This is a genomic window from Leifsonia poae (assembly GCF_020009625.1).
Taxonomy (GTDB): domain Bacteria; phylum Actinomycetota; class Actinomycetes; order Actinomycetales; family Microbacteriaceae; genus Leifsonia; species Leifsonia poae_A.
Genome location: NZ_JAIHLP010000002.1, coordinates 3515351 through 3530858, shown reverse-complemented (window position 1 = coordinate 3530858; position 15508 = coordinate 3515351). Strand labels below are relative to the sequence as shown.

General features: G+C 68.9%; 13 protein-coding genes and 1 pseudogene. 2 read left to right on the top strand and 12 right to left on the bottom strand.

Annotated features, from left to right (window positions below):
* Positions 1 to 19: 19 nt before the first annotated feature.
* The gene (gene tyrS, locus K5L49_RS17565) at positions 20 to 1321 is read right to left on the bottom strand and encodes a tyrosine--tRNA ligase (protein ID WP_223694828.1); all 1302 of its coding nucleotides are present in this window, start codon (positions 1319 to 1321) and stop codon (positions 20 to 22) included.
* A gap of 142 nt (positions 1322 to 1463) precedes the next feature.
* Here tyrS and K5L49_RS17560 point away from each other — a divergent pair, with 142 nt between their 5' ends.
* Positions 1464 to 2078: a DNA-binding protein gene (locus K5L49_RS17560; protein ID WP_223694826.1), complete on the top strand. Its 615-nt coding sequence runs from the start codon at positions 1464 to 1466 to the stop codon at positions 2076 to 2078.
* Positions 2079 to 2690: a hypothetical protein gene (locus tag K5L49_RS17555; RefSeq protein WP_223694824.1), complete on the top strand. Its 612-nt coding sequence runs from the start codon at positions 2079 to 2081 to the stop codon at positions 2688 to 2690.
* 26 nt (positions 2691 to 2716) lie between these two features.
* Here the strand turns inward: K5L49_RS17555 and K5L49_RS17550 are convergent, their stop codons facing one another.
* The 11 genes and pseudogenes from K5L49_RS17550 to pheS form a co-directional block, all read right to left on the bottom strand.
* The gene (locus K5L49_RS17550) at positions 2717 to 3427 is read right to left on the bottom strand and encodes a DNA-3-methyladenine glycosylase (RefSeq protein WP_223694822.1); all 711 of its coding nucleotides are present in this window, start codon (positions 3425 to 3427) and stop codon (positions 2717 to 2719) included.
* Positions 3428 to 3443: 16 nt separating this feature from the next.
* Positions 3444 to 3575, bottom strand: coding sequence for a hypothetical protein (locus tag K5L49_RS20260; protein ID WP_263298901.1), 132 nt, complete (start codon positions 3573 to 3575; stop codon positions 3444 to 3446).
* Positions 3575 to 5032 carry an argininosuccinate lyase gene (gene argH, locus K5L49_RS17545; protein ID WP_223694820.1) on the bottom strand — a complete coding sequence of 486 codons (1458 nt, stop codon included), beginning with the start codon at positions 5030 to 5032 and terminating at the stop codon, positions 3575 to 3577. The genes K5L49_RS20260 and argH overlap by 1 nt, the downstream gene beginning before the upstream one ends.
* A gap of 7 nt (positions 5033 to 5039) precedes the next feature.
* Positions 5040 to 6236: an argininosuccinate synthase gene (locus tag K5L49_RS17540; RefSeq protein WP_223694818.1), complete on the bottom strand. Its 1197-nt coding sequence runs from the start codon at positions 6234 to 6236 to the stop codon at positions 5040 to 5042.
* Positions 6237 to 6282: 46 nt separating this feature from the next.
* A complete protein-coding gene (argF, locus tag K5L49_RS17535) occupies positions 6283 to 7212 on the bottom strand; it encodes an ornithine carbamoyltransferase (RefSeq protein WP_223694816.1) in 930 nt (309 codons plus the stop codon).
* Between the two features lie 48 nt (positions 7213 to 7260).
* Positions 7261 to 8463: an acetylornithine transaminase gene (locus tag K5L49_RS17530; RefSeq protein ID WP_223694814.1), complete on the bottom strand. Its 1203-nt coding sequence runs from the start codon at positions 8461 to 8463 to the stop codon at positions 7261 to 7263.
* The gene (gene argB / locus K5L49_RS17525) at positions 8460 to 9374 is read right to left on the bottom strand and encodes an acetylglutamate kinase (RefSeq protein ID WP_223694812.1); all 915 of its coding nucleotides are present in this window, start codon (positions 9372 to 9374) and stop codon (positions 8460 to 8462) included. Before argB ends, K5L49_RS17530 begins: the two co-directional genes overlap by 4 nt.
* 5 nt (positions 9375 to 9379) lie before the next feature.
* Positions 9380 to 10552, bottom strand: a complete 1173-nt coding sequence (gene argJ, locus K5L49_RS17520; protein ID WP_223694810.1) for a bifunctional glutamate N-acetyltransferase/amino-acid acetyltransferase ArgJ — start codon at positions 10550 to 10552, stop codon at positions 9380 to 9382.
* Positions 10549 to 11589 carry an N-acetyl-gamma-glutamyl-phosphate reductase gene (gene argC / locus K5L49_RS17515; RefSeq protein WP_223694808.1) on the bottom strand — a complete coding sequence of 347 codons (1041 nt, stop codon included), beginning with the start codon at positions 11587 to 11589 and terminating at the stop codon, positions 10549 to 10551. The genes argJ and argC overlap by 4 nt, the downstream gene beginning before the upstream one ends.
* 280 nt (positions 11590 to 11869) lie before the next feature.
* A pseudogene (gene pheT / locus K5L49_RS17510) lies at positions 11870 to 14417 on the bottom strand (phenylalanine--tRNA ligase subunit beta).
* Positions 14417 to 15457, bottom strand: a complete 1041-nt coding sequence (pheS, locus tag K5L49_RS17505) for a phenylalanine--tRNA ligase subunit alpha (RefSeq protein ID WP_223694806.1) — start codon at positions 15455 to 15457, stop codon at positions 14417 to 14419. The pseudogene pheT and the gene pheS overlap by 1 nt, the downstream one beginning before the upstream one ends.
* Positions 15458 to 15508 lie beyond the last annotated feature (51 nt).

The window sequence follows — 15508 nt, the reverse complement described above, 5'->3', positions numbered from 1 at the left end:
CTACGCGAATCGAGGGCCGCTACTCCACGAACAGGCCGGCGAGGGTCTTCTTGCCGCGGCGCAGCACGGCCATGCCTCCCGGCAGCAGGGCATCGCCGACGGGCAGCTCGCCGTCGTCGACCTTGACGTTGTTGAGGTAGACACCGCCCTGTGCGATGGCACGGCGTGCCTCGCCCAGGCTGGCGGTGAGCCCGGTGTCGACGAGCGACTGGGTCACTGTGGCGCTCGGCGCCGTGGTGGTGTTGGGCAGCTCGCGCAGCGCGGCTTCCAGCGTCGCCGTCTCGAGGCCGGCGAGGTCGCCCTGACCGAACAGCGCCTGCGTCGCCGCGATGGCCGCTTCGGTGGCCGCGACCCCGTGCACCAGACTCGTGACCTCGAACGCCAGGCGACGCTGCGCCTCGCGCTTGAACGGCTCGGCCGCGACGGCGCCGTCGAGACGCTCGATCTCGGCCCGCGAAAGGAACGTGAACACTTTGAGCCGGGCGATCACATCGGCATCGTCGGTGTTGACCCAGAACTGGTACAGGGCGTACGGGCTCGTGAGGCTCGCATCCAGCCAGATCGCGTTGCCCTCGCTCTTGCCGAACTTGGTGCCGTCGCTGTTGGTGATCAACGGCGTGCCGATGGCGTGCGCGCTTTCACGCTCGACCCGGCGGATGAGGTCGGTGCCGCTCGTGAGGTTGCCCCACTGGTCGCTTCCACCGGTCTGCAGCACGCAGCCGTATTGACGGTAGAGCTCCAGGTAGTCCATGCCCTGCAGGATCTGGTAACTGAACTCGGTGTAGCTGATGCCTTCGTCCGAGTTGAGGCGCGCGCTCACCGCATCCTTCTTGAGCATGGTGCCGACCCGGAAATGCTTGCCGATGTCGCGGAGGAAGTCGATGGCCGACAGCGGCGCCGTCCAGTCGAGGTTGTTGACGAGCCGCACGGCGTTCTCACCCTCGGCGCTGAGGAAGCGGGAGACCTGCGCCTGCAGGTAACCGACCCACTCAGAGACGGTCTCCTTGGTGTTCAGCGTGCGTTCGGCGCTCGGCCGGGGGTCGCCGATGAGGCCGGTGGAGCCGCCGACGAGGCCGAGCGGCTTGTGGCCGGCCAGCTGCAGACGGCGCATGGTGAGCAGCTGCACGAGGTTGCCGAGGTGCAGGCTGGAGGCCGTCGGGTCGAACCCGCAGTAATAGGTGACCGGCTCGCCCGCGAGGAGCTGTTTGAGCGCTGCTTCATCCGTTGAGACGTGGATGAGCCCGCGCCACTTCAGCTCGTCCCAGACGTCGTCGAAGGACGGGTCGTTGGACTGTGCTTGGAGGAGTTCGGAGTCGGACACGGTTTCAGGTTATCAGCGACAGAGCGCCAGCCCTGATCCCCTCCCGTCAGGGATGAGGACCTGATCAAACTATCATCAGGGCTGTGAACCTGATAGAGTATCGATCAGGGTTACAGCCCTGATCGAAAGGAGACGATTCGTCGTGTTCGTCATCACGGCCGACCAGGTCGGCAGCAGGAAGGGTCCCGATATCGTCGCGGCCGCCCTCGACACGCTCAACCGGCGCTACCGTTCGCGGCTCGAACTGCCGGTGGACCGCAACGCCGGCGATGAGATCCAGGCCCTCACCGCCGACGCAGCCGCCGCCCTCGACCTCGTGCTGGAACTCACCCGCGACGGCGTCTGGAGCGTCGGACTCGGCTGCGGCAGCATCCGCACACCCCTCCCCGCCGAAACACGAGAAGCGAGCGGAGACGCGTTCATCGCCGCCCGCGAAGCCGTCACCCGGGCCAAACGGGCACCCACCCGGTTCGCGGCGCACGCGCTCGTCGCACCGCGTGCGGCCGACGACGCCGCAGCCGTGCTCGCTCTGCTGCTCACCCTGCGCGAAGGCCGCTCCCCCGCCGGCTGGGAGCTCTACGACCTCGTCTCCACCGGTCTCACACAGGCCGAGGCGGGCGCCCGGCTGGGCATCACCCCGCAATCGGCGAGCGACCGGGCCCGGGCCGCCGGCCTGCGCACGGAACTGGCCGCCATCGGCCCGCTGACTAGGCTGTTGGAGAGCCTCGACGACGCCCAGCTGAACCAAGGAGCCTGAATGATCGCGCACCTCCCACCCGTCCTCGCCGCGATCGGCCCGGTGCTGGTGTGGTGCTCGGCGCTCATCCTCGTGATCGCCTCCCTCTGCTGCGTGATCGCCACCCTGCGCACTCCGCGGCGTCCACTCGTGTACACCGCGGCCGGGCTGCTCGCCCTCGCGATCGTGTTCGTCAGTATCCCCGGCCCGGAAGCACCGGCACTGTTCCGTGTGCTGATCGGTGTGGTGGTGCTCGCCCTCAGCGTCGCCGGCGGCGGACCCGCCGCGCAGGTCGTGCTCGGTCTCGCCTCACGCAGTGTCGTCGCCGGGGCGAACGGCGGCATCGTGGTGCCCGAGAAGGCGACGCCCGAACAGATCGTGGCCGGTGTGAGACCGACGCACGAGGTGCTGCGCGGCGGCACGACGATCGGATTCCTCGAGCGATTCGCCGCCACCGGGGCGATCATGGCCGGCTTCCCCGAAGCCGTCGCCGTGCTCGTCGCCATCAAAGGAGTCGGGCGATTCACCGAACTCGACGCTGCCGAAGCCAGGGAGCGTTTCATCATCGGCACCCTGACCAGCCTCGTCTGGGCCTGCGCCTGCGCGGCGGTCTTCCGGCTCACCTTCGCCTGAGCGGCGCTACGGTCGGCGCGAATTCGTCAGTGCGACTTCGGGTGACGCTTGTACGGTGAGACGGTGGTATCCCCGGGCAGGGTGAACCGCCACGGGAACGATTCGCCACCGCCGGCGCCGGAGACGCCCGTGCGCGGCCCCGCCTCGAATGCCGCCGGGATGCGCGGCAACCGCAATGAGAACGGCGAGGCCAACAGGTCGGCGCCGTTCTGCTCCAGCCGGATGCCCGTCGCGACGACGAGACGGGCCGGCCCTCTGGCCAGATCGCGTGCCGGGACAACGCGCGCCGGGACAACGCGCGCCTGGACAACGCGCGCCGGCACGTCACTCGCCGAAGGATCGTCGGCGCCGCGCCCCCTGGCCGACCGACGCGCGCGCGCCAGTTCAGCACCCTCGATCACCTCCCCCGCCCGCAACAGCACGGCGGTCGCCACTCCCTCGGGCGAGCAGACGACGTTCGCGCACACGTGCATCCCATAGGTGAAGTACGCGTAGAGGTGACCGGGCTCGCCGTACATCGCCGCATTGCGTCTGGTTCGGCCGCGGAACGCGTGCGAACCGGGGTCGACCCCATCACCCACGTACGCCTCGACCTCGGTGATGCGCACAGCCACCGCGCCCTCGGGGGTCTCGTGCCGCAGCACAGCGCCGAGAAGCCGGGGCGCGACCTCGAGCGACGACGCCAGGAAGAACTCCCGGTCGGGCCGGAACAGCCCGTCGTCATCGCTCGAGGTCATCGCATGCGGGACGGCGTCAGAAGATCCTGGCGCCGCTGACCGCCGCCACGATCAGGCCGATGACGATCACCAGCACGGCCGCGACCACGATGACGCGGAGCACCCACGGCGAGCGCGGCGATCGCTTGTCGGGCCGGCCTGTGCTCATCAGGAGAGATCCCGCCTGACCGCCACGAAGGAGGTCGTCAGAGCGCGCACGCTCTCGGTGAGCGCAGCGAGCTGCTCCGCCACGCGGACCGGTGCTGTGCCGCCGATGTTGTCCCGACTGGAGACCGATCCCTCGACCGTGAGCACTGTGCGCACATCGGGCGTGAGCAGCGGCGATACGGAAGCCAGACCCGCATCATCAACCTCGCTCAGCTCGAGGCCGCGCTCCTCCGCGAACCTGACGAGAGAGCCCGTGATCTCGTGGGCGTCGCGGAACGGCACGTGCCGCTTCACGAGCCACTCGGCCACATCGGTGGCGAGCGAGAAGCCCTGCGGCGCCAGCTCGGCCATCCGGTCGGTGTGGAAGCGGAGGGTGGCGACCATGCCGGTGAAGGCGGGGAGCACCACCTCCAGCGTGGTCACCGAGTCGAACACCGGCTCCTTGTCCTCCTGCAGGTCGCGGTTGTACGCCAGCGGCAGCCCCTTGAGCGTCGTCAGCAATCCGGTGAGGTTGCCGATCAGGCGACCTGCCTTGCCGCGGGTGAGCTCGGCGATGTCCGGGTTCTTCTTCTGCGGCATGATCGACGACCCGGTCGAATAGGAGTCGTCGAGGGTGACGAACCCGAACTCGCGAGTGTTCCAGAGGATGATCTCTTCAGAGAAACGCGAGAGGTCGACGCCGATCTGGGCGGCGATGAACGCGAACTCGGCCACGACATCCCGCGCGGCAGTGCCGTCGATCGAGTTCTCGGAGCTGCGGCCGAACCCGAGGTCATGGGCGACCAGCACGGGGTCGAGGCCGAGCGTCGAACCGGCGAGCGCCCCCGAACCGTAGGGCGAGACGTTCGCACGTTTGTCCCAATCGGCGAGACGCTCGAGGTCGCGCACGAGCGGCCAGCAGTGCGCGAGCAGGTGGTGCGCCAACAGCACCGGCTGGGCGTGCTGCAGGTGGGTGCGCCCCGGAAGCACGGCAGACGGATGCGCCTCCGCCTGTGAGGCGATCGCGTCGATCAGGGCGATCAGACGCTCGGCGATGACGCCGGCATGGTCGCGCAGATACAGGCGCACGAGCGTCGCGATCTGGTCGTTGCGGCTGCGGCCGGCACGAAGCTTGCCGCCCAGGTCGCCCCCGGCACGTTCGATGAGACCGCGCTCCAGGGCGGAGTGCACATCTTCGTCGTTCTCGAGTGCGGCGAAGGCCCCGGAGGCCACATCCGCGTCGAGCCGGTCGAGCGCGCCGAGCATCCCCCCGAGCTCGTCGGCGCTGAGGTACCCCGCCGCTGCGAGAGCGCGGGCGTGCGCCCGGGAGCCGGCGATGTCGTAAGCGGCGAGCTGCCAGTCGAAATGCGTGGACTTGCTCAGCGCCGCCAACTCCGGGGACGGCCCGCCGGCGAAGCGACCGCCCCAGAGGGCGCCCGCCTCACCGGCGCGAGCGCTGTGCTGACCGTTCTCGCTCATCCTTTGCCTACTCGCCCAGGTCGCGACGGGCCGAGATCTTGCTCGGCAGCGACCAGAGCTCGATGAAGCCCTTGGCCAGCGACTGGTCGAACGTGTCGCCGGTGTCATAGGTGGCGAGGTTGAAGTCGTACAGGCTCTCCGCGCTGCGGCGCCCGGTCACGACGGCAGTGCCGGCGTGCAGCTTCAGCCGGATCTCACCGGTGACGTGCTTCTGCGTCTCGTCGATGAACACGTCGAGAGCGCGCTTGAGACCGGAGAACCAGAGACCGTCGTAGACCAACTCGGCCCACTTCGACTCGACCGTGCGCTTGTAGCGGGCCACATCGCGCTCGACGGTCATGTTCTCGAGCTCTTCGTGGGCGGCGATCAGGGCGATACCGGCCGGAGACTCGTACACCTCGCGGCTCTTGATGCCGACCAGACGGTCCTCGACGATGTCGATGCGACCGACGCCCTGGCCGCCCGCGACCGTATTCATCAGCTGCACGGCCTCGAGCGGGCTGACCGGCTTGCCGTCGATCGCCACCGGTATGCCCTCGCTGAACGCGATGACGACCTCGACCGGCTCACGGGTGACCGACGGGTCCTCGCTGTAGGTGTAGAGGTCTTCGATCGGGGCGTTCCACGGGTCCTCCAGGAACCCGGTCTCCACCGCGCGGCCCCAGACGTTCTGGTCGATCGAGTACGGCGACTTCTTCGACTGCACGATCGGCAGGTTGTGCTCGGCAGCGTAGACGATCGCTTTGTCGCGGGTGAGGGCGAAGTCGCGCACCGGGGCGAGCGAGGTCAGATCCGGCGCGAGCGCGGCGACAGCGGCCTCGAACCGCACCTGGTCGTTGCCCTTGCCGGTGCATCCGTGGGCGACGCTGTCGGCGCCGAGCGCCTTGGCGGTCGCGGCGAGGTGCTTGGCGATCACCGGGCGGCTGAGCGCCGAGACCAGCGGGTAGCGCTTCTGGTAGAGCGCGTTCGCCTTGAGCGCCGGCATGATGTAGTCGCCGGCGAACTCGTCCTTCGCGTCGACGACGATGGATTCGACGGCGCCGCAGTCGAGGGCACGCTGGCGGATCGCCTCCATGTCTTCCCCGCCCTGGCCGACGTCGACGGCGAGGGCTACGACCTCTTTGCCGGTCGCGTCCTTCAGCCAGCCGATCCCCACCGAGGTGTCGAGACCGCCCGAGTACGCGAGAACAACACGTTCCGCCATGATTCTCCTTTTAGCTTGTGATTCATTACGAGTTTAGAGTTTTCGACTACGCGGCGTTCTGCGCCAGAAGCCAGACGAGCAGGGCCTTCTGGGCGTGCAGGCGGTTCTCCGCCTCATCCCAGATGACCGACTGGGGACCGTCGATGACCTCGGCGGTCACCTCGTAGCCGCGGTCAGCCGGCAGGCAGTGCAAGAAGAGGGCATCGGGCTTCGCGAGCGCCATCAGGTCGGTGTCGACCCGATAGCCGCCGAAGACGGCGATGCGTTGGGCTTTCTCGTCCTCTTTGCCCATCGACACCCAGGTGTCGGTGACCACGACATCCGCGCCGGCGACGGACTCGTTCGGGTCGGTGAACAGCGTGACCGATCCGCCCGTCTTCTCCGCGATCCGGTCGGCGTCGGCCACGACCTCGGCAGACGGGGCGTAGTCGGCCGGGGATGCGATGCGCACGTGCATCCCGGCCGTCACGCCCGCGAGAACGTAGGACTGGCCCATATTGCTCGCGCCGTCGCCGAGGAACGTCAGGGTGAGACCCTGGAGCGTCCCCCGCTTCTCTTTGATGGTGAGCAGATCGGCCAGCAGCTGGCAGGGGTGGAAATCGTCCGAGAGGGCGTTGACGACCGGCACGGCGGTGCCGCGGGCCATCTCCTCCAGACCGGACTGCGCGTAGGTGCGCCACACGATCGCGGAGACCATGCGCTCCAGCACGCGGGCGGTGTCGGAGGGGGTCTCCTTGCCGCCGAGCTGGCTGTTCGCGGTCGAGATGATGAGCGGGCTGCCACCGAGGTCGGCGACACCGACGGCGAACGATACCCGGGTGCGGGTGGACGACTTGTCGAAGATCACGGCGACGGTCTGCGGCCCCGCCAGGGGCTTGGTGCCGAAGCGGTCCTTCTTGAGGCGTGAGGCGAGTTCGATGATCTCCGCCTGTTCGGCGGGGGTGATGTCGTCATCGCGAAGAAAATGCCTGGTCATGAGTTTCTTTCGGTTGGGGATGCGTGGGGTGGCGGGGCGGGCGGCGCGCTAGGCAGCGTCGACGACCGCCAACGCTCGCCCGAAGCGTTCGCGGAACTCGGCGAGCTCGGCGTCGCCGACGATCAGGGGCGGGGCGAGCCTGATGCTGGATTCGTTCGGGGCGTTGATGATCAGGCCGTTCGCGAGCGCCGCATCCGAGAGTCGGTGCGCTTCACCCGCGGTGAGCCCGATGCCGACGAGGAGACCGGCACCGCGCAGTTCGCCGATGAGCGGAGAGTCGAAGCCCCGGATGATCGCCCGCAGCTCCTCTCCGCGGCGCGCCGCATTCTGCACGAGGCCAGCGCTTTCGATCTCGCCGAGCACCGCGTTGGCGGCGGCGGTTGCGAGTGGGTTGCCGCCGAAAGTCGAGCCGTGTTGGCCCTGCGTGAACAGGTCGGACGCCCAGCCGAAGGTGATGAGGGCTCCGATCGGAACGCCTCCGGCCATCCCCTTCGCCACGGTCACGGCATCGGGCAGGACATCGGCGTGCTCGTAGGCGAACCAACGGCCTGTGCGGCCGACACCGGTCTGGATCTCGTCCAGGATGAGCAGCACACCGTGCTCCTCTGTGAGCTCCCGAGCTCGGCGCAGGAACCCGGGCGGAAGGTCGAGAACACCGGCCTCTCCCTTGATCGGCTCGATGAAGAGCGCGGCGACACGATCGTCGATCGCCGCCTCCAGCGCCTCGATCGTCGAATCGATGTGCTCGACGCCGGAGGGCAGCGGTTCGAACGGCTCACGCATCGGCGGTTTGCCGGTGAGGGCGAGCGAGCCCATCGTGCGGCCGTGGAAGGCGTTGGTGAGGGCGAGCACCCGAGTGCGACGGCCGTCGCCCCGGTTCAGGCGCGCCAGCTTGAACGCCGCCTCATTCGCTTCGGCTCCCGAGTTGCCGAAGTAGACGCGGCCTTCCTCACCGGCGCCGGTCAGCCGGGTGAGACGCTCCGCCAGCTCGAGCTGGGGCGGCGTGGCGAAATAGTTCGAGACGTGCGCGAGGGTGGCGATCTGGCGACTGACCGCATCCACCAGCACGGGATGCGCGTGGCCGAGCGAGTTCACCGCGATGCCGGCGAGGAAGTCGAGATAGTCGTTCCCGTCGACGTCCCACACCCGGCAGCCCTCGCCCCGGGCGAGCATGACGTGCGGGGTCGCGAGCGTGCGCATCATCGTGTGGCCGAACCGGTCGGTCCATTCCTGTGCTGTCGAGGTGCTCATACCGGCACCACCTCCGTTCCGATCCCGTTCTGCGTGAAGACTTCGAGAAGGATCGAGTGCTGCACGCGGCCGTCGATGATCGCCGCCTTCGCGACACCACCGTCCACCGCGGCCAGGCAGGCGGCCATCTTCGGGATCATCCCCGATTCGAGCGACGGCAGCAGCCCACGCAGCGCGGGGGCGTCGATCTTCGAGACGAGCGAATCCCGGTTGGGCCAATCGCTGTAGAGACCGGCGACATCGGTGAGGATCACGAGCTTCGCCGCGCCGAGCGCCACAGCCAGTGCGGCCGCAGCCGCATCCGCATTGACGTTCAGCGACTGCCCCGGCACGTCGATATCGGGCGCGATCGAGGAGACGACCGGGATGCGTCCAGCGGCGATCTGCGCGTGCACCGCCTCCGGGTTCACACCGATCACATCGCCGACGAGTCCGAGGTCCACCTCCTCGCCGTCGACGACGACACCGCGCTTGCGGCCCTGGAACAGCCCCGCATCCTCTCCGGAGAGTCCGGCGGCGAGCGGACCGTGCTGGTTGATGTTGCTCACGAGGTCGCGGTTGATCTGGCCGGTCAGCACCATGCGCACGACCTCCATCGCCTCGGGTGTCGTCACCCGGTAGCCGCCGCGGAACTCGGATTCGATGCCGAGACGTTCGAGCATCGCGGAGATCTGCGGGCCGCCCCCGTGCACGACCACCGGGTGGATGCCCGCGTAGCGCAGGTAGACCATGTCTTCGGCGAAGGCGCGCTGCAAGTCTTCGTTCACCATGGCGTTGCCGCCGAACTTCACGACGATGATCTGCTCGTGGAAACGCTTGAGCCAGGGCAGCGATTCGATCAGGGTCGCCGCTTTCACCGCGGCCAGCTGCTGATCGGCCGCGTCGTCGGCCCTCGTGTGAGGAGTCGTCACCGTCATCAGCTCGAGTACGCGCTGTTCTCGTGCACGTAGTCGTGCGTGAGATCGTTGGTCAGAATCGTCGCCGACTCGGCCCCCGTGTGCAGGTCGATCAGCACATGCACCGACCGAGGCTTCAGGTCGACGAGATCGCGCGGCTGGTCCGGCTCCCCCGCCGTGCACACCTGAACGCCGTTGATGGCGACATCGATCCCGTAGGGGTCGAACACGGCATCGGTGGTGCCGACGGCCGCGAGCACCCGGCCCCAGTTGGGGTCGTTTCCGAAGATCGCCGCCTTGAACAGGTTGCTGCGCGAAACCGCGCGCCCCACCACGACGGCGTCGTCTTCGCCGGCCGCGTTGACCACCTCGATGGCGATGTCATGGGAGGCGCCCTCCGCATCGGCCTGCAACTGTTCGGCGAGACTGCGGCACACCCCGGTCAGTGCCTCCGCGAACTCGTCGAGGTCGGCCGCGACGCCGCTCGCCCCGGAGCCGAGCAGCGCGACGGTGTCGTTCGTAGACATGCAGCCGTCGGAGTCGAGCCGGTCGAACGTCACGCGGGTCGCGCGGCGCAGGGCACTGTCGAGTTGCGCCGAATCGAGCACCGCATCCGTGGTGATCACGACGAGCATCGTCGCCAGACCCGGCGCGAGCATCCCCGCGCCTTTCGCCATGCCACCGACCGTCCAGCCGGCGGGCGAGGTGTGCGCGGCCTCCTTCGCCCGGGTGTCGGTGGTCATGATCGCCTCGGCGGCGGCGAGACCGGCGTCAGCGGAGTCCGCATCGCCGGCGGAGAGCGCCAATGCCGCCTCCCGAACGCCGGTCACCAGCTTGCCGAGGTCGAGCTGATCGCCGATCAGCCCTGTGGAGCAGACGAGCACATCGCCGGCGCTGACCTCGAGACGCTCGGCCACGGCCTCGGCGGTGGCGTGGGTGGTCTGGAAGCCTTGGGCGCCGGTGTAACAGTTGGCGCCGCCCGAGTTGAGCACGATGGCCGAGACGATGCCGTCGGCGATGACCTGCTCGCTCCACAGCACCGGGTTGGCTTTGCAGCGATTGGTGGTGAACACGGTCGCGGCCGCGGCGAGCGGTCCGAGGTTCCGCACGAGGGCGAGATCGCGCTTGCCGGTCGATTTGAGGCCGGCGACGACGCCGGCTGCGGCGAATCCTGTTGCTGCTGTCACACTCACGGTGCCACTCCATTCACGGTCAGACCGGTGGTCTCGTCGAGGCCGAGGGCGATGTTCGCCGACTGGATGGCGGCACCCGCCGTCCCTTTGTACAGATTGTCGAGGGCGAGCACGGTGACGAGACGACCGGTGGCCTCGTCGACCGCCCACCCGATCAGCGCGGTGTTCGCGCCCAGAACGTCGGCGGTGCGCGGAACACTGCCGGCCGGGAGAACCTGCACGAACGGTTCGCCGTCGTAGACCGAGAATGCGTTCTCGATCTGCTCGCGGGTCACGCCGGGTTTGAGCCGCGCGGTCGAGGTCGCGAGGATGCCGCGCGACATGGGCACGAGCACCGGCGTGAACGAGACCGTCGGATGCGTCGCCCCGGCCTTGCGCAGGTTCTGCTGGATCTCGGGGATGTGCCGGTGCGTGCCACCGACGGCGTACGGGTTGGCCGAGCCGAGGATCTCGCTGGCGAGGTACATCGTCTTGAGGCTCTTCCCCGCGCCGGATGGTCCGACCGCGAGCACCGCGACGATGTCCTCTTCGTCGATGATGCCGGCCGCGATTCCCGGGGCGAGGGCCAACGAGACGGCGCTCGCGTTGCATCCGGGGGCCGCGATGCGGCGCGCGCCGACAAGGTTCTGGCGTTGCTTTCCGTCGCCCACCGGGAGTTCGGGCACCCCGTAGGCCCAGGCGCCGTGGTGGTCGCCGCCGTAAAAGGCGGCCCAGGCTTCTACGCTCTCGAGCCTGTGGTCGGCTCCGCAGTCGACGACGAGGGTCTCTGCGGGCAGTTGTGCCGCGATCTCGCCGGATTTGCCGTGCGGCAGAGCGAGGAACACCACGTCATGGTCCGCGAGATTCTCGGAGCTGGTCTCGGTGAGGGTGAGGTGGCTGAGTGAGCGGAGGTGCGGCTGGTGGGCGAGGAGGGGTTGTCCGGCGTTCTGGTGGGCGGTGACGGTTTTCACCGTGAAGTCGGGATGACCGGCCAGAATTCTGAGGAGTTCTCCGCCGGCGTATCCGGATGCTCCGGCGACGGCTACCGAGAAAGTCATGCTTCTACCTTATTGAGTGGACGACAGGGGGCCTGAAGACGGCGGCACCCACGTCGACCCTCACGAAGGGTCGCGCCAGCGCCGCCTAGATTCGGCGGTCGCGCAGGCGTCGGCGCATGGCGCGGGCGGCGGAAGCCGAGCGCGTGTCCGTGATGCACCGAGCGAAAAGCATGTCGCAACCCTAGCGCGCCTCGCCCGGCCTACGCCAATCGGCACCGGCCAGGCGCTGAGGGACGATGGCGCTACTCGCGGACGATGGCGCTACTCGCGGATGGCGGCCCTACTCGCGGATGGCGGCCCCGAAGCGTTCGTGCGCGGCGGCGGCCCCGCGAGTTTCGCTTCGGAGGCTTCTGCCGCGGTGAGCGTGCGGTCGTCGGCGCGGAACCGCAGTGCGAAGGTGAGGCTCTTCGCTCCGTCGGGCAGGCCCGTTCCGCGGTAGTCGTCGACGAGTCGGATGTGCTCCAGCAGGGGGCCGGCACCTTCCACGACGGCGCCCTCCACCTCACCCGCGGGAATGGTGTCGGCCACGACGAGGGAGAGGTCTTGTGTGGCCGCCGGGTAGCCGGAGATGGTGCCCGCCACGATGTCGGCCGGCGCGACGCCGATCAGGGCATCGAGGTCGAGCTCGAAGACGGCGACGACCCGGGGCAGGTCGAACTCTTCGGCGAGTGCGGGGAGCAGTTCGCCCGCGTAGCCGACGAGAACGCCCTCCCCCTCGCCACCGGAGTGCGCGATCAGCTGCGCGGTGCGACCCGGGTGCAGCGCCTTGTGTGCGCCCTGCACCGGCTCGACTCGCAGGCCCAGGGCCGCCGCGGTCTGCGCGACCATCGTGACCGCGTCAGCGATCCCGGCCGCCAGCGCCGGCTGTCCCGGCTGCTTCGGCACCGTGTGGCCGAGCACCAGGCCGGCCAGGTGGCGCGGCTGCGGCGGGATGCCGGCGTTGAGCCCGGCGAGGGTGACATCGCTCGGCAGCACGGCTCCGGGTGGAAGGGTCTCGGCGCCGAACGGTGCGCCGCCGATCGGGCGGAAGACCGTGCCGATTTCGTAGACGCTGAGGTCGACCAAGCCACGGGCGAGGTTGCGCTTGGCGATGTCGACGAGTCCGGGCAGCAGCGAGGTGCGCAGGTAGGGAGCGGTCGCATCCAGCGCGTTGGCGATCTTGACGGCGGGAACGGTGCCGGGCTCGGGCGAGCCGAACAGGTCGTTGGCCGCGTCGCTGACGAAGGGGAACGCGAGCACCTCGGTGGCACCGTTGGCCGCCAGCGTCTGCGCGACGGCTCGACGCAGCTTCTGCTCGCGGGTCAATCCGCGCCCGGGCGGGGCGACGGGTAGCACCGAGGGGATGCGGTCGTAGCCGACGATGCGGGCCACCTCTTCGGCGAGGTCTGATTTGTCACGCAGATCTGGCCGCCAGCTCGGCGGCACGATCTGCAGCGCACCGTCGGTCTCGCCAACCGCGCCGCCGATCTCGGCGAGAGCGCCGCGCACCTCCTCGTCGGTGAAGTCCACACCGACCAGCGAAGCGATGTAGCCGTTCGGCAGTCGGATGGGCTCGGGGCGTCGGCCGTGTCGAGCAGCGAACCGAGCGCATCCGCGTGGCCTCCCGCGAGCTGCTCGAGGAGCTGCACCACCCGGGCGGCCGCGGCGACGGCGACCCGCGGGTCGACACCCCGTTCGAACCGCTTCGAGGCCTCGCTGGGGAGCTTGTGCCGACGGGCGGTTCGGGCGATCGACACGGGGTCGAAGTTGGCGGCCTCGACCAGCACCGTTCGCGTTTCCGCGGTGATCTCGGTAGAGGCGCCACCCATCACGCCGGCGAGCCCGATCGGCCCGGAGTCGTCGGTGATCAGCAGATCTTCGGAGTCGAGCACGCGTGTCTGATCGTCGAGCGTGACGAGCTTCTCGCCGGGGTGCGCCCGACGCACGACGAGGCCGCCCTGCAGCTTGTCGAGGTCGTAGCCGTGGATCGGCTGGCCGAGCTCGAGCATCACGTAGTTGGTGATGTCGACGATCAACGAGATCGAGCGGATCCCGGCGAGTTTGAGCCGGGCGACCATCCAGGCCGGTGTCGGGCGGGTGCCGTCGACCTCGCGCACGACGCGGGTGACGAACACCGTCGCGCCGGTGCGGCCTCGGATGGGCGCACGATCGTCGACCGTCACGCTGAAGCCTGCGGCGTGGTCGCCGTCGATCAGCAGGCCCGCGGCGGCAGCGGGATCACGGAACGCGGCGCCGGTGGCGTGCGAGTACTCGCGCGCGATGCCCCGGATCGAGAACGCGTAGCCTCGGTCGGGAGTGACGTTCACCTCAACGGCGGTGTCGTCGAGCCCGAGCAGCGAGATCGCATCGGTTCCGACCTCGGCGTCGAGGCCGAGGGTCGCCAGGCGCAGAATGCCGTCATGCTCGTCGCCGAGACCGAGTTCGCGCGCGGACGCGATCATCCCGTCGGAGACATGTCCATAAGTCTTGCGAGCCACGATCGGGAACGGTCCGGGCAGCACCGACCCCGGCAGTGTCACCACGACCTTGTCGCCGACGAAGAAGTTGCTCGCGCCGCAGACGATCCCGTGCACGGCCTCGCCGCCATCGGCGGCCGTCTCACCATCGGGGGCGACACGAACACGACACCAGCGGATGGTCTTGCCGTTCGACTGCGGCTCCGCCACGAAGTCGAGCACCTCACCGACCACGACGGGCCCGGAGATCTCGAACGTGTGTACATCCTCTTCTTCCAGCCCGACCGAGACGAGGGCGGCGTGCACCTCGTCGGCCGTGGTTCCCGGCTCCAGGTCGACGTATTCGCCGAGCCAACTCAGGGGGACGCGCATCAGACCACCATTCCGAACTGCTGGGAGAACCGGACATCGCCTTCGGCCATGTCACGCATGTCTTTGACGTCGTTGCGGAACATCAGAGCCCGCTCGACACCCATACCGAACGCGAAGCCCGAGTAGACGTCGGGGTCGATGCCCGCCGAGCGCAGCACATTCGGGTTCACCATGCCGCAGCCGCCCCACTCGATCCAGCGCGCGCCGCCTTTGAAGGTGGGGTGCCAGAGGTCGAGCTCGGCGCTCGGTTCGGTGAACGGGAAGTAGTTGGGGCGCAGCCGCACCTTGGCGTCGTCGCCGAAGAGCGTCTTCACGAAATGGTCGAGCGTTCCGCGCAGGTGGGCCATGGTCAGCCCCTTGTCGACGGCGATCCCCTCCGTCTGGTGGAACACGGGCAGGTGGGTCGCATCGAATTCGTCGGTGCGGAACACCCGACCGGGGGCGACCCGATAGACGGGCAGATCGTTTCCGAGTAGGGCTCGCAGCTGCACCGGGGAGGTGTGCGTGCGCAGCACCATATGGGCGTTCGTCGGTTCGACGAAGAATGTGTCTTGCATGGCGCGGGCCGGGTGGTCTTCGTCGAAGTTGAGCGCATCGAAGTTGTACCACTCGCTCTCGAGCTCTGGGCCCTCGGCGAGTTCCCACCCCATGCCGACGAAGACATCGGCGATGCGCTCCTGCAGCAACGAGAGCGGATGCCGTGCACCCGCGCTCCAGCGCGACGGCAACGCCGTGACGTCGAGTGCCTCCGCCGCGAGACGTGCGGCGTTCTCCGCCGCCTCGATCTCGTTCTCCTTCGACGCAAAAGCCTGCGTGACCCTGCCCCGCGCCTGGCCGACGAGTTTGCCCGCCGCGGCCTTCTGGTCGTTGGGCAGCGAACGGAGGCTCGCGTTCAGGCGGGCGAGCGGCGACCCTTCGGCCGTGTGCTCACCGCGCACGACCTTGAGCGCCGCCGAGTCGGCCGCGGCGTCGATGGCCGCGAGTGCGGCCACGACGGCGGCTTCGACCGATGCTTCGGAGATTTCGGTGGTATCTGACACGAGACCCAAGTTTAGTGGGCCGTCGCGGCCGGCACCGGCGGCGCCTGCGGT

Excerpts from the sequence above, each read along its gene's own strand:
- K5L49_RS17555 (WP_223694824.1), top strand. The coding sequence starts at position 2,079 with ATGATCGCGCACCTCCCACCCGTCCTCGCCGCGATCGGCCCGGTGCTG.
- K5L49_RS17550 (WP_223694822.1), bottom strand. The coding sequence starts at position 3,427 with ATGACCTCGAGCGATGACGACGGGCTGTTCCGGCCCGACCGGGAGTTC.
- K5L49_RS20260 (WP_263298901.1), bottom strand. The coding sequence starts at position 3,575 with ATGAGCACAGGCCGGCCCGACAAGCGATCGCCGCGCTCGCCGTGGGTG.
- argH (WP_223694820.1), bottom strand. The coding sequence starts at position 5,032 with ATGAGCGAGAACGGTCAGCACAGCGCTCGCGCCGGTGAGGCGGGCGCC.
- K5L49_RS17540 (WP_223694818.1), bottom strand. The coding sequence starts at position 6,236 with ATGGCGGAACGTGTTGTTCTCGCGTACTCGGGCGGTCTCGACACCTCG.
- argF (WP_223694816.1), bottom strand. The coding sequence starts at position 7,212 with ATGACCAGGCATTTTCTTCGCGATGACGACATCACCCCCGCCGAACAG.
- K5L49_RS17530 (WP_223694814.1), bottom strand. The coding sequence starts at position 8,463 with ATGAGCACCTCGACAGCACAGGAATGGACCGACCGGTTCGGCCACACG.
- argC (WP_223694808.1), bottom strand. The coding sequence starts at position 11,589 with ATGACTTTCTCGGTAGCCGTCGCCGGAGCATCCGGATACGCCGGCGGA.